Origin of the sequence: Tenacibaculum maritimum NCIMB 2154 (assembly GCF_900119795.1) — a bacterium.
GTDB classification, from domain to species: Bacteria; Bacteroidota; Bacteroidia; order Flavobacteriales; family Flavobacteriaceae; genus Polaribacter; species Polaribacter maritimus.
In genome coordinates this window covers 254,201-268,316 of record NZ_LT634361.1, presented here as the reverse complement: position 1 = coordinate 268,316, position 14,116 = coordinate 254,201, and the positions used below count along the sequence as shown (strand labels likewise).

General features: G+C 33.7%; 12 protein-coding genes. 7 read left to right on the top strand and 5 right to left on the bottom strand.

Features of this window, described 5'->3' with window-relative positions; genetic code table 11:
- The first annotated feature begins 37 nt into the window (after positions 1 to 37).
- Positions 38 to 1,531, top strand: coding sequence for a YfcC family protein (locus MARIT_RS01260; protein ID WP_100210555.1), 1,494 nt, complete (start codon positions 38 to 40; stop codon positions 1,529 to 1,531).
- Positions 1,532 to 1,606: 75 nt separating this feature from the next.
- Positions 1,607 to 2,506 carry a glycerophosphodiester phosphodiesterase gene (gene glpQ, locus MARIT_RS01255; protein WP_231975174.1) on the top strand — a complete coding sequence of 300 codons (900 nt, stop codon included), beginning with the start codon at positions 1,607 to 1,609 and terminating at the stop codon, positions 2,504 to 2,506.
- Here glpQ and MARIT_RS01250 read toward each other — a convergent pair.
- Together MARIT_RS01250 and aspS are read right to left on the bottom strand one after the other, a co-directional pair.
- Positions 2,503 to 4,278 carry a chloride channel protein gene (locus MARIT_RS01250; RefSeq protein WP_100210553.1) on the bottom strand — a complete coding sequence of 592 codons (1,776 nt, stop codon included), beginning with the start codon at positions 4,276 to 4,278 and terminating at the stop codon, positions 2,503 to 2,505. The genes glpQ and MARIT_RS01250 overlap by 4 nt on opposite strands.
- Positions 4,279 to 4,395: 117 nt before the next feature.
- Positions 4,396 to 6,150 carry an aspartate--tRNA ligase gene (gene aspS, locus MARIT_RS01245; RefSeq protein WP_100210552.1) on the bottom strand — a complete coding sequence of 585 codons (1,755 nt, stop codon included), beginning with the start codon at positions 6,148 to 6,150 and terminating at the stop codon, positions 4,396 to 4,398.
- 100 nt (positions 6,151 to 6,250) lie between these two features.
- Between aspS and MARIT_RS01240 the strand changes: the two genes are divergently transcribed.
- The 3 genes from MARIT_RS01240 (at position 6,251) to MARIT_RS01230 (ending at position 8,499) form a co-directional block, all read left to right on the top strand.
- A complete protein-coding gene (locus tag MARIT_RS01240; protein ID WP_024740266.1) occupies positions 6,251 to 6,610 on the top strand; it encodes a cupin domain-containing protein in 360 nt (119 codons plus the stop codon).
- Position 6,611: 1 nt separating this feature from the next.
- On the top strand, positions 6,612 to 7,283 hold the full coding sequence (gene rsmI / locus MARIT_RS01235) for a 16S rRNA (cytidine(1402)-2'-O)-methyltransferase (protein ID WP_024740267.1): 672 nt from the start codon (positions 6,612 to 6,614) through the stop codon (positions 7,281 to 7,283).
- A gap of 304 nt (positions 7,284 to 7,587) precedes the next feature.
- A complete protein-coding gene (locus tag MARIT_RS01230; protein WP_100210551.1) occupies positions 7,588 to 8,499 on the top strand; it encodes a sterol desaturase family protein in 912 nt (303 codons plus the stop codon).
- Positions 8,500 to 8,580: 81 nt separating this feature from the next.
- Here MARIT_RS01230 and MARIT_RS01225 read toward each other — a convergent pair whose 3' ends face one another.
- The 3 genes from MARIT_RS01225 to pheS form a co-directional block, all read right to left on the bottom strand.
- Positions 8,581 to 9,945: an alanine/glycine:cation symporter family protein gene (locus MARIT_RS01225; RefSeq protein ID WP_024740269.1), complete on the bottom strand. Its 1,365-nt coding sequence runs from the start codon at positions 9,943 to 9,945 to the stop codon at positions 8,581 to 8,583.
- 102 nt (positions 9,946 to 10,047) lie between these two features.
- Positions 10,048 to 10,443, bottom strand: a complete 396-nt coding sequence (locus tag MARIT_RS01220; RefSeq protein WP_024740270.1) for a hypothetical protein — start codon at positions 10,441 to 10,443, stop codon at positions 10,048 to 10,050.
- A 40-nt stretch (positions 10,444 to 10,483) separates the two neighbouring features.
- Positions 10,484 to 11,503, bottom strand: coding sequence for a phenylalanine--tRNA ligase subunit alpha (gene pheS, locus MARIT_RS01215; RefSeq protein WP_024740271.1), 1,020 nt, complete (start codon positions 11,501 to 11,503; stop codon positions 10,484 to 10,486).
- A 198-nt stretch (positions 11,504 to 11,701) separates the two neighbouring features.
- Between pheS and gdhA the strand changes: the two genes are divergently transcribed.
- Together gdhA and MARIT_RS01205 are read left to right on the top strand one after the other, a co-directional pair.
- Positions 11,702 to 13,045, top strand: a complete 1,344-nt coding sequence (gene gdhA, locus MARIT_RS01210; protein WP_100210550.1) for an NADP-specific glutamate dehydrogenase — start codon at positions 11,702 to 11,704, stop codon at positions 13,043 to 13,045.
- Between the two features lie 120 nt (positions 13,046 to 13,165).
- Positions 13,166 to 14,008: an alpha/beta hydrolase family protein gene (locus MARIT_RS01205; RefSeq protein WP_100210549.1), complete on the top strand. Its 843-nt coding sequence runs from the start codon at positions 13,166 to 13,168 to the stop codon at positions 14,006 to 14,008.
- Positions 14,009 to 14,116: the final 108 nt, after the last annotated feature.

Below are 14,116 nucleotides of genomic sequence, written 5' to 3'. Positions count from 1 at the left end.
TTTTCTATTTTTAACCGAAAACTAAATTTTGTTCATTTTGAAAAAACTAAAATTTCCAACCCCCCATACTATTTTACTCTTAATAGCTGGTTTTGTTGCACTACTTACTTGGTTTATTCCAGCTGGTAAATTTGACACCTTACAATATCAAAAGAAGGACAACTCTTTTATCTACACGCATCTAAATGAAACTAAGGAGTTACCAGCAAATCAAGAAACACTAGAAAACTTAGGAATCAAAATCCCTTTAAACAAGTTTACTGATGGTGATATAGGAAAACCTATTAGCATCCCTAAAACCTATACACGGCTAGCACCAAGGCCACAAGGACTCTTAGCTTTTTTTAAATCACCTATAAAAGGAATCATACAATCTTCAGATATTATTTTATTTGTTTTAATTTTAGGAGGAGTCATTGGAATTATGAACTTTACGGGAGCTTTTGATGCAGGCATCTCTTGGCTAGCAAATACCTTAAAAGGAAAAGAATATTGGTTAATTATCGTTGTAACTACCTTAATAGCTATTGGAGGAACTACTTTTGGATTAGCTGAGGAAACAATTGCTTTCTATCCAATATTAATTCCTATTTTTTTAGCAGCTAAATACGACGCTATCGTTGCACTAGCCTGTGTATATATTGGCTCTTCTATTGGAACCATGTGCTCTACAGTAAACCCTTTTAGCGTTATTATTGCCTCTGATGCAGCTGGAATAAACTGGACTACAGGATTTACAGGAAGACTTATCATGCTTTTATTAGGACTAGCTATCTGCATTTTTTATATCTTAAGATATGCTAATAAAGTACAAAAAGATCCTACAAAGTCTATTATATTTAAAGAAAAGGAAAGCATTGAAAACCTTTTTGGAAACGCTACATCTAATGCACATCAGCTAACAAATCGATTGCGACTAATTTTAATTGTTTTTTCATTATGTTTCGTCATTATGATTTATGGAGTTTCTCGCTTAAATTGGTGGTTTGAAGAAATGACGGTAGTCTTTTTAGTAGGTGCTATTTTAATTGGCGTACTTGGTAAAATAAAAGAAGATAAATTTGTAGCTGTTTTCATCCAAGGAGCAAGTGATTTGCTAAGTGTTGCCTTTATTATAGGAATTGCCAGAGGGGTATCTATATTAATGGAACAAGGATTCATTAGTGATACGATCTTACAATATGCAAACGACTTTACTAGTGAAATGCCCAAAGGCATATTTACAAATGTCTTATTATTTATTTACTCGGGCTTATCTTTCTTTATTCCTAGCTCTTCTGGAATGGCAGTTTTAACAATGCCTATCATGTCTCCTCTAGCTGATACGGTAGGTATTGGGAGAGAAATTATTGTAAATGCATATCAATATGGTATGGGGCTATTTGCTTTTATCAACCCTACAGGATTGATATTAGCTTCATTAGCCATCGTAAAAATAGGCTACGACAAATGGTTAAAATTCATCATTCCACTAGTTATTATACTAACATTTTTTACAGTAATTTCGTTAACCATTCAGGTCTATTTGTAATAATGAAAAGACTTTCTATTCTCTTCATTTTCTGTAATTCTCATAAATATGGCTACTACATCAAAACAAAAAGTAATGAAAAATACCATAATAATTGCCCATAGAGGAGCTTCTGGCTATTTACCTGAGCATACTATGGAATCGAAAGCCATGGCATATGCAATGCAACCTGACTTTATTGAACAAGATTTAGTACTTAGTAAAGATGATATCCCTATTGTTATTCATGACATTTATTTAGATGATGTAACCAATGTGTCATCAAAATTCCCTAATAAAAAACGCAACGATGGACGCTTCTATGTAATTGATTTTACCTTTAAAGAAATACAAGAATTAGAAGTTACAGAACGTTTCCATCCTAAAACAGGAATACAGGTGTATCAAAAAAGGTTTCCTACGGGAAAAAGCAGCTTTAGACTTCACACTTTCCAACAAGAAATAGAGTTGATCCAAGGATTGAATAAGAGTACTGGTAAAAATATTGGTATTTATCCTGAAATTAAAAACCCGCTTTTCCATCAAAAAGAAGGCAAAGATATTTCTAAAATTGTAGTACAAATTTTAGCGGATTATGGTTATACATCCAAGCAAAATAAATGCATGTTACAATGCTTCGATGCGAAAGAATTAAAACGAATAAGAGAAGATTTACGCGCTGAGCTATTTTTAGTACAATTAATTGAATTTCCTGAAGAACTCCATCAGCTTTCATCTTTTGCAACTTATGCCGATGCTATTGGACCTTGGTACAAATATATTCTCGATAAAAAGGCACATGGAGAATGGAAAATAACTTCTCTTGTCAAAGATGCTCATAAACTCGGCTTACAAGTCCACCCCTATACGCTTAGAGCCGATCAATTAGACGAGTTTACTTCCTTTGAGGAAATGGTAAAAACCTTGGTTTACAAAGCCAATATAGATGGTGCCTTTACTGATTTCCCTGATCAAATGGCTCTACACATTCGTTAAACAGTAACTTCTATCAATTTATTTCTGTAAACCGTTAATAATTTTGACTTTGAGATAAAACCAATATATTTTCCTTTTTCAACCACAGGAAGGTTCCAAGCTCCACTCTCTTTAAACTTTTCCATGACCTTTTCAGCAGCATCATCATGAAAGATAATCCCAGGAGCACTTCTCATAACATCTGCTACATTCGTTTTATCATACAAATCTTGGTCAAACATCATCGGGCGAATATCATCCAATAATACAATCCCTAAAAATTGCTGCGTTTCGTCTAATACAGGAAAAATATTCCGAGAAGACACTGCTACTGCGTTTCTTAATAATTCTCCAAGTGTCATTTCAGGAGTAACTTGCTTAAAATTCGTTTCTATAACCTGATCTAACTCCATCATCATTAGTACATTCTTATCCTTATTATGAGTAATTAGCGCTCCTTTTTTCGCTAATTCAACAGTATATATAGAATTAGATACAAAATACTTGGTAAACGCATAAGATATAGCTGCTACTAACATTAAAGGCACAAACAAATCATAACCTCCTGTAATTTCTGCTATCAAAAAGATGGCTGTTAATGGAGCATGTAAAACTCCTGCCATTAACCCAGTCATTCCTATCAAGGTGAAATTAGATTCTGATATTGAAAAACCAAACTCATTAATAACTTTTGCAAATACACTCCCCAAAGCACTCCCCATAACCAAGGTTGGTATAAAAATACCTCCTACTCCTCCAGCAGCAAAAGTTACGGTCATAGCAATCCCTTTAAAAAGAATTATAATTAATAAGAAAACAATAACAACCCATGCATTAGTAAAATCAAAATCGTATGGAATTTTCTTTAAAGCCCCAATCGCATCTCCTTTTAGTAAACTATTAATAACTCCATATCCCTCCCCATACAAAGAAGGTATTAAATATAGTAACACACCTATTGTAATAGCTCCTATAACTAATTTTTGAAAAGGTTTTTCAAACTGATCAAAAAGACTATTGATTGCAAAATAAGTCTTTGAAAAATATACAGAAGCCACTCCCGTTCCTATCCCTAATAAAATATAAAAGGCTATGTCTTTAATTTCAAAAACATCTTGTAACTTAAAACCCAGTAATACATCGTGTCCTAAGAAAAAATAAGAGGTTATTACTGCTGACACAGAAGCTAGCAGCAAGGGTACTAAAGAAGCAAACGCTAAATCTAAACTAAAAATTTCAACAGCAAAAACGATTGCAGCTACAGGAGCTTTAAACATTGATGACATAGCTCCTGCAGTAGCACAACCTATCAGTAACATACGTGTTTTTGTATTCATATGAAATAATTGCGCTATTGTTGATCCTAATGCAGCTCCTGTACTTACAGCAGGACCTTGTAATCCTGCCGATCCTCCAAAACCTACAGTAATTGGCGCTGTTATTAAAGAAGCATATATTTTATATTTCTCTATAATTCCGCTTCGTTTTGATATCGCATATAACGTTGTTGAAATTCCATGACCAATATCTTTTTTAAGGAGGAACCTCTTAATAGAATACACTAAAAATAAACCTATGATAGGAAAAATAAAATACAAAGGATTGTGAAACCCTTTAATTAAGTTTCCTTCGAGAATATCATGAAAAAAGAACGTCATATTCTTTAATACCAATGTTCCTAAACCTGCTAAAAATCCAACTAAGATACTAAGTACATATACAAACTGTCGTTCAGACACATACTTGTATCTCCAAATTAAAATTCTGCGAAATATATTTTTAGATCGTGGCATCTAATCAAATTTAATTAAAAAATCCCAACCTTACTAGATCGGGATTTTTATGGTATTGAAGCGATTTATCATACTTTATGCTTCTCTTAAGAGAAACTATTGGTATAAAAGTTCTTTTTACTTTTGTACATCTAATTGAATGCTCAATTCTTTCAGTTGCTCATTATCTATCGCAGCAGGAGCGTCAATCATTACATCACGTCCTGAATTGTTTTTAGGAAAAGCAATAAAATCACGGATAGTTTCTTGACCTCCTAAAATAGCCACTAATCGATCCAGACCAAAAGCCAATCCTCCATGTGGTGGCGCTCCATATTCAAAAGCATCCATTAAAAATCCAAATTGAGCTTTTGCTTCTTCTTCCGTAAACCCTAAATGCTTAAACATGGTTGCTTGTACTCCCTTATCATGGATACGAATAGAACCTCCTCCTATTTCATTTCCATTAAGTACCAAATCATATGCATTTGCTTTTACTGCTCCTGGATTGGTATCTAATAACTCTAATTGCCCTGGTTTTGGAGACGTAAATGGATGATGCATTGCATGGTAATGCCCCGTTTCTTCATCTAATTCTAACAATGGAAAATCAACTACCCATAGTGGCGCAAACACCTTAGGATCTCTCAACCCTAAACGCTCAGCTAATTCCATACGCAAAGCACTCAATTGCGCCCTTACTTTAGACGTTTTTCCTGACAAAACACAAATTAAATCGCCAGCTTTTGCTCCTGTTTTCTCTGCCCATTTGGCTAAATCTTCTTGGTTGTAAAACTTATCAACCGATGATTTAAACGAACCGTCTTCATTGCATTTAACATACACCATTCCTAAAGCTCCTACCTGAGGGCGGCGCACCCAATCAATTAATTTATCAATCTCTTTTCGTGTATATGAAGCTCCTCCTGGCACGGCAATTCCTACCACTAACTCAGCTTCATTAAACACCTTAAAGTCTTTATGTTGAGTTACCTCATTCAATTCTCCGAATTCCATTCCAAACCTGATGTCTGGCTTATCGTTTCCATACAAACGCATGGCATCATCAAATGAAATTCTTGGAAATTTTTCAACCTCTACTCCATTGATTTCTTTCAATAAGTGACGTGTCATACCCTCAAATATTTCTAAAATATCTTCTTGCTCAACAAATGCCATTTCACAATCTATTTGCGTAAACTCTGGCTGACGGTCTGCTCGTAAATCTTCATCTCTAAAGCATTTTACAATTTGGAAATACTTGTCCATTCCTCCAACCATTAACAACTGTTTAAAAGTTTGAGGCGATTGAGGCAAGGCATAAAACTCACCCGAGTTCATTCTAGAAGGAACTACGAAATCACGTGCCCCCTCTGGAGTTGATTTAATTAAATAAGGAGTTTCTACATCAATAAAACCTTTATCTGACAGGTATTTTCTAACCTCCATTGAAACTTTATGACGGAAGATCAAGCTATCTTTAACTGGATTGCGACGAATATCTAAATAACGATACTTCATTCGTATATCTTCACCTCCATCCGTATGATCTTCAATAGTAAACGGTGGCAATTTTGCTTCATTTAAAATTTCTAACCCAGATACCAATACCTCAACATCTCCAGTTTCCATATTTGAGTTTTTAGACTGACGCTCAATAACAGTTCCTGTAACTTGAATTACAAATTCACGCCCTAATGTTTTCGCCTTCTCTATTAAATCTTTAGAGGTACGTTCTTCATCAAAAATTAATTGCGTAATTCCATAACGATCACGTAAATCTACCCAAATCATAAATCCTTTATCACGTGATTTTTGTACCCATCCTGCTAAGGTTACTTCGGTATTAATATGCGACGCTCTTAATTCGCCACAAGAATGACTTCTATACATGTTGCTTCTTTAAATGAGGTGCAAAATTAAACATTTTCAACAAAATAACTAGTTTTTATCAATCAGGAATAATCCTTAAAAATCTTTGTATTTTTGTAGCATGAGTGTAATTAATATAAAAGATAAATTTAGCTTATTTTCAGACCATTGGTCTCCTAAAAAAATAGGGGAATTAAATGGGCAACAAATACTACTAGCTAAAATAAAAGGCGCCTTTGTTTTTCATAAACATGACAATGAAGATGAGCTATTTATGGTCATAAAAGGTTCTTTAGATATTGAATTTAGAGACAAAACAATTACTCTAAATGAAGGAGAGTTTTATATCGTTCCTAAAGGAGTAGAACACAAACCTATTGCCAAAGAGGAAGTTCATATCTTACTATTTGAGCCCTTAACAACTAAGCATACAGGCGATGTAATTTCTGATATTACTGTAACAACTTACCCATCTATTTAACATGAGCAAATTATATTTAGTTCCTACACCAATTGGAAACTTAGAAGATATTACCTTTAGAGCAATTCGTATTTTAAAGGATGTTGACTTTATTTTGGCTGAAGACACCCGTACTAGTGGAAAACTCTTAAAACATTTTGAAATTACCACACAAATGCATAGTCATCATATGCATAATGAACATAAGTCTGTTGACGGTATTTTAAATAGATTAAAAAATGGGGAGTCTTGTGCAATGATTTCAGATGCAGGCACACCTGCTATTTCTGATCCTGGCTTTTTACTGAGTAGAGCTTGTGTACAAAATGGCATCCCTATTGAATGCTTACCTGGTGCTACCGCCTTTGTTCCTGCGTTAGTAAACTCCGGACTCCCAAATGATAAATTTGTCTTTGAAGGTTTCCTACCTGTTAAAAAAGGAAGACAAACTCGTTTATTATTACTTGCTGATGAAACTAGAACTATGATTTTCTATGAATCTCCTCATAAACTTGTCAAAACCTTAGGGCATTTCGCGGAATACTTTGGAGAAAATAGACTTGTTTCTGTATCTAGAGAATTGACCAAAATGTTTGAAGAAACCATCAGAGGAACTGTTCATGAGGTTTTAACTCATTATACCCATAAGCCTCCAAAAGGGGAAATTGTTATTATTGTTGAAGGTAAAAAATAAACAGTCTAAAACGATTTAAAGAATCTTATAAAAAATACCATTATTCATAAAGCAACCAACCCTAATTCAAGAAGCTACATTTTTTAAAATTAAAAAATAAGTTCTTTATTTTTTTCTCTCTGAAAAAATTAAAAATTTACTTATTCAACAAATAAAAATGCTTCTTATCACTCAAACGACAACAAACGTCTTAAAACACCTTTATTTCCATAAAAAACAACATTTTAGCTAATTAAAAAACAACCTTAAACACGAATCATTAATAGCTAAAAATAGATATCTTTGTGTATTATTTTTAAACAAAATGGGAATACAATTATTATTCGAACAACTAGAAAGTAAACTAGCTTTTATCTTTCTTTTTTCAGTAGTTTTAGAATGGGTTATTTTAGTTATTAATAATAAAATTAACAGCAATAAAAGTGGTTTTGTAAACTTACTATCTTACTTCGTCGAATTACTCCCCTACTTCATTCTTGATGTGTTTTTCTTTGGAATTATGCTATGGTTATACAATTATCGCTTATTTGACTTAGGAACTTCTTGGTATGTTTGGGTACTCTGCTATGTTTTGTATGACCTTCTTTTCTACATCATTCATTATTTAGGACATAGAGTCCGCTTTTTCTGGTGCATACACGGCGTGCACCATACCGCAGAGGAAATGAAAATGACTGTTGCTGTTAGAGGTTCTTTTTTCGGTTTTCTACTGACTCCACACAATACTATTTGGCTTCCTTTACTAGGATTTGACCCCTTCATGGTACTCATAATTGATGGGATTGCTAAAATATACGGACTTTTTGAACATATTAATGAACATTTTATTTCTTCTAAAAACAGTTGGATAGAAAATATATTTGTAACCCCTTCTGTTCATAGAGTTCATCATTCAAAGAACCATGTGTATTTAGACAGAAACTATGGGGAAACCTTTTCTATATGGGATCACTTATTTGGTACATTCCAAACGGAAATAAAAGAAGAAAAGCCCTTGTATGGAATGATGGATGATAAAATAGATGGTAAAAACTTGTGGCAAATACAAACTGTTTTATGGAAAGAATTATGGTATGATATAAAAACAGCACCTACATTTAAAGATAAAATAAACTATTTAATCAAACCTCCTGGATGGAACCATATAGATGGTGGTAAACTTGCTGAAGAGTTTAGAAATGAAGCAAAGCAAAAAATAACATCCAAGACTTCATAATATAACCTCCTATTCATCTTTTTACACAGAACTACATTACATTATACAATCAATTTTCGCTAGGAAAAAGGAGCTAGCTTACTAGAAAGCTCCAGATTTTAATTTTTGAAAATAGATAGTTGCTGCCTTTTTTACTTTTGGCGCTAAAATCAATGTAGAAATCACCGTAGGAATTGCCATAAGCGCGTAGGCACTATCTATTAGATTTATCACAAAATCTAACTTTATAATAGATGCTATAATAACTGTACCAACATAAATGTAATTATAGTACTTTCCTACTTTTATAGTAGTCAGATAACTTAAACAACTATATCCATAAAATGAATAGGTAAACAATGTTGAAAAGGCAAAAATTAATACGCAAATAGTTAATATGATACTGCCTGAATGATAGGGTAATACTGAGTCAAAAGCGGCCAAGGTCATCGAAATGCCATTCCCTTTAAAACCTTTCCATACTCCTGAAGCTAAAATAGCCAAGGCAGTTAACGTACATACTAGCAATGTATCAATCGCTGGCCCTAACATAGCTACTAATCCTTCTCTAATAGGCTCTTTTGTTTTGGCAGTACCATGCATCATTGGTGCAGTACCCAATCCAGCTTCATTAGAAAAAGCAGCGCGTTTTACTCCTGTTATTATTAAAGTTCCTAGCGCTCCTCCTACAACTGATTTACCTGTAAAAGCACTCGTAAAAATTAGGGTAAAAATAGCTGGAACCTCACTTATTCTTAACACTAAAATAGTGATTACTGTTAGTAAATATATAACCACCATAATTGGCACTAATTTACCTGCAACTTTCCCTATTCTTTTAATCCCCCCAAAGATGACCATAGATACAATAATAGCTATCACAATCCCTAGCAATAATTTTGCTATAAACTCATTAGCCTCATTTACTTTAAAAACATCTATTAGCGTTTGCGTTAATTGATTTGCCTGAAATGCAGGCAAAGTTCCAATCAATCCTGCACTTGCAAAAAATAATGCTAGAGGTTTCCATTTTTTCCCTAACCCCTCTGTAATCACATACATGGGACCTCCTTTTACATTTCCTTCTTCATCCTTTCCTCTATACATTACTGCTAAACTACAAGTAAAAAATTTAGTTGCCATTCCTACAAAAGCACTTATCCACATCCAAAAAATAGCACCAGGTCCTCCAGTTGCTATTGCAATAGCAACCCCACTTATATTTCCCATTCCTACTGTTGCTGCAATTGCTGACGACAATGCCTCATAATGTGATAAATCTCCAGGGGCATCATGCTTATCATATTTCCCTCTCAAAACGGCAACAGCATGCCCAAAATATCGAAAAGGTACTAATCCTGAATACACAAAAAGATACAACCCTCCTCCTATTAGCAAAAATAACAGAGGGATTCCCCAAATCCAAGAAGAAAACTCGGCAATGAACTTTTGAACAGTTAAAAACATACGTATTATTTAATTGGGCGAAGTTACTAAAAAGCTCCATAAAAAAATGGCAACACTTATTTAATAAATAAATATTGCCATTTTTAAATTCTATAATAAGCCTTATTTTGCTAGAATTCCTTTTTTATTCAACTCCTTAATCATTCGTAATGCTCCTTCTTTTATCGTGCCTTTTTCAAAAAGAAATGTTTTATCATATAATGTATTTCCTTCAAAGAAAGAAACTTGGAAACGGTTATTCAATGCAAATAACTCTGGCTGTATAAACTCTACCTTCGCAAATGAATTCGCAGGTAAAACAGTTATTTTTTTACGCATCAAAGAAGTTATTTTTGTATCGTTAAATCCTTGAGTAACGATTACCACCATCTCTAAATCAACGTTTTTCTTATTGATTATATATACATTCCAATCGTCCGTCTTATAGATATCATTATATTCATAAACAACAGCTACTTCAACATCAGTAACCTCTGGTATGTGGATATCTTTTTTCATATATACTAAATTTTTATTTCAGCGAGCTTCTCTGATTTCTTTAAATTACCGATTTAAACTGCTCTAAGAAACGCTTATCATTTTCATAAAACATTCTGATATCAGGTATTTGGTATAACAACATGGCAATGCGCTCAATTCCCATTCCAAAGGCATACCCTGAATACTTTGTTGGATCTATATTCGCATTTTTTAATACATTAGGGTCCACCATTCCACATCCCATAATCTCTAGCCAACCTGTTCCTTTTGTAATTCTGTAATCCGTTTCTGTTTCTAGCCCCCAATAAATATCTACCTCTGCACTTGGTTCTGTAAAAGGAAAATAAGACGGACGCAAACGTATCTTTGACTTACCAAACATTTCTTTTGTAAAGTACAATAACGTTTGTTTTAAATCAGCAAAAGAAACATCTGTATCAATATACAAGCCCTCTACTTGATGAAAAATACAATGAGCTCTGGCTGAAATATCTTCATTACGAAATACACGTCCTGGAGAAATCGTACGAATTGGAGGTTCATTATTTTCCATATAGCGCACTTGTACTGATGAAGTATGCGTTCTTAGTAAAGTATCTGGATTTTTATCAATAAAAAAAGTATCCTGCATATCACGAGCTGGATGATACTCTGGTAAATTTAAAGCAGTAAAATTATGCCAATCATCTTCTATTTCTGGGCCTTCTGATACTGTAAAACCAATACGGTTGAATACCTCTATAATTTGATTTCTAACAAGTGAAATAGGATGGCGCGAACCCAACTCAATAGGTTCAGAAGGACGCGTTAAATCTCCATAAAAGCTTTTCTCTTCCACAGAACTTTCTAATGTTTCATTTAACTCCGCAACCTTATGCTCTGCTACATTTCTTAGATTATTCAAAGCTTGACCAAAGTCTTTTTTAAGCGCTGCATCTACATTTCTAAATTCGGCAAATAAACCTCTTAATAAACCTTTGCTTCCTAAATACTTTATTCTAAAAGCCTCAACCTCTTCTTTAGAAGTTGCTTTAAACGCTTTTACATCGCCAATCAATTCTTTTACCTTATCTAACATTGTCTTTTATCAAAAAATTAGGTTGCAAATTTACGTTTTTTTGCGAAAACAGCAGATAAGTTTTAAAGGTTTACGAAAACGATTGAGCTATTTGTTAAAAATAACAAAAAAAATCTTTTTTTGAAATCTTTGAATTGTAAAACTAAGTATCTTTGCGAGATAAATTTATCAAAATCGTAATAATACAACAACCAGATTATGGAATCTAAAATAAATACCTTTATGGATTACGTTAAAGAACGTAATTCTAATGAACCAGAGTTTTTACAAGCTGTGCATGAAGTAGCTGAAACTGTAATTCCATTTATTGAAAGCAATCCTAAATATCAAGGAAAGAAATTGTTAGAAAGAATGGTGGAACCTGAGAGAACTTTAATGTTTAGAGTTGCTTGGGTTGATGATAAAGGAGAAACTCAAGTAAACAGAGGATACAGAGTTGAATTTAACTCTGCTATTGGACCGTACAAAGGAGGATTGCGTTTTCATCCATCAGTAAACTTATCTATTTTAAAGTTTTTAGGATTTGAACAAGTGTTCAAAAACTCATTAACTACTCTTCCTATGGGAGGTGGTAAAGGTGGTTCTGATTTTAATCCTAAAGGAAAATCTGATAGAGAAGTAATGGCTTTTTGTCAAGCTTTCATGTCTGAATTATTCCGTCATATTGGAGCTAATACAGACGTTCCTGCTGGAGATATTGGTGTTGGAGGAAGAGAAATTGGTTTTATGTTTGGTCAATATAAAAAATTACGCAATGAGTTTACAGGAGTATTGACTGGAAAAGGAGCTTCTTGGGGTGGTTCTTTAATTAGACCAGAAGCTACAGGATACGGTGACGTTTATTTCGCTGAAAATATGCTAAAAACAAAAGGGGATTCTTTTGAGGGCAAAATAGTAGCTATTTCTGGATCAGGTAACGTAGCACAATATGCTACCGAAAAAGCAACTGAATTAGGAGCAAAGGTAGTAACCTTATCTGATTCTTCTGGATATATTTATGATCAAGATGGTATTGACGCTGAAAAATTAGCATACGTCATGGAAATCAAAAATGTACGTCGCGGAAGAATCCATGAGTATGTAGAAAAATACCCAAATGCTAAATTCTTTAAAGAGGAAAGACCTTGGAGCGTAAAATGTGACGTTGCTTTACCTTGTGCTACGCAAAATGAATTAAATGGAGAAGAAGCTAAAACCCTGGTAGCCAATGGATGTATTTGTGTTGCAGAAGGAGCTAATATGCCTTCTACACCAGAAGCAATTGAAGTGTTTCAGAATGCTAAAATATTATTTGCCCCTGGAAAAGCATCTAATGCTGGTGGAGTTGCTACATCAGGATTAGAAATGAGTCAAAATTCATTGCGATATAACTGGACAAGAGAAGAAGTTGATGCTAAATTACATCAAATCATGAATGATATTCATGCATCTTGTGTTGAATATGGTACTCAAAAAGATGGTTTTGTAGATTATGTAAAAGGTGCAAACGTTGCTGGTTTCGTAAAAGTTGCTGACGCAATGCTAGACCAAGGAGTTGTATAACAACTTAACTTATAACAATCTGAAACAAGGTCATTGCAGTAGCGATGGCCTTGTTTTTTTGTAAAAGAGCTTATTAAAAACTATCTTTCCTTGAATTTTTAGAAACTCAAATAACACCTTATGCAAATAAGTAAAAACAACGTGTTACAAAGTCAGCACCACAAACCTATCTTATTGGATCTATTCTTTAAAAAAAACAATACCCAAAAACCTATAATTATTTTTTGCCACGGTTATAAAGGTTTTAAAGATTGGGGGGCTTGGGATTTGATGGCTAGCTATTTTGCAAATGCGGGCTTCTTTTTTATTAAATTTAATTTCTCTCATAATGGGGGTACTATTGAACACCCCATGGATTTCCCTGACTTAAACAGCTTTGGTGAAAACAATTATACCAAAGAGCTCAATGATTTAAAAACGGTAATAGATTGGATCAGCTCTGAAAACGACTATTCCAAAGAAAAAAATACGATGGACATTTCATTAATAGGACACAGCAGAGGAGGCGGAATTACTGCTATCAAGGCAGCAGAAGACAAACGAGTACGAAAACTTATCACGCTAGCGGGAGTATCGGATTACAAATCTCGTTTTCCGAAAGGAGAGAAACTGCTTCAATGGAAAGCTGAAAATGTTTTTTATGTAAAAAATGGACGCACCCATCAAAAAATGCCTCATTTTTATCAATTCTACAAAAATTTTATACATAATGAGTCTCGACTTACGATACAACGCGCTATCAGTAGTTTAAAAATTCCACATCTAATAATTCATGGAAGCAATGACCTTACGGTTACTATAGAAGAAGCCCAAAAACAACATCTTTGGAATCCTAATAGCCAATTCATAATTATTGAAGGAGGAAATCATGTTTTTGGCGCTTCACACCCGTGGACACTCGAAAAACTTCCAACAGATTTAGAAAAAGCGCTTTTAGCCTGTATTAATTTTTTAAAAACATAGTCTCTTACTATACAAAGAGGCTACTCGATTACAGGTATCAAGCCTATTTACACAACTCTAATTTTCAATTTACAATAGAATATGTATATTTACTGATTAAAGTAAGAA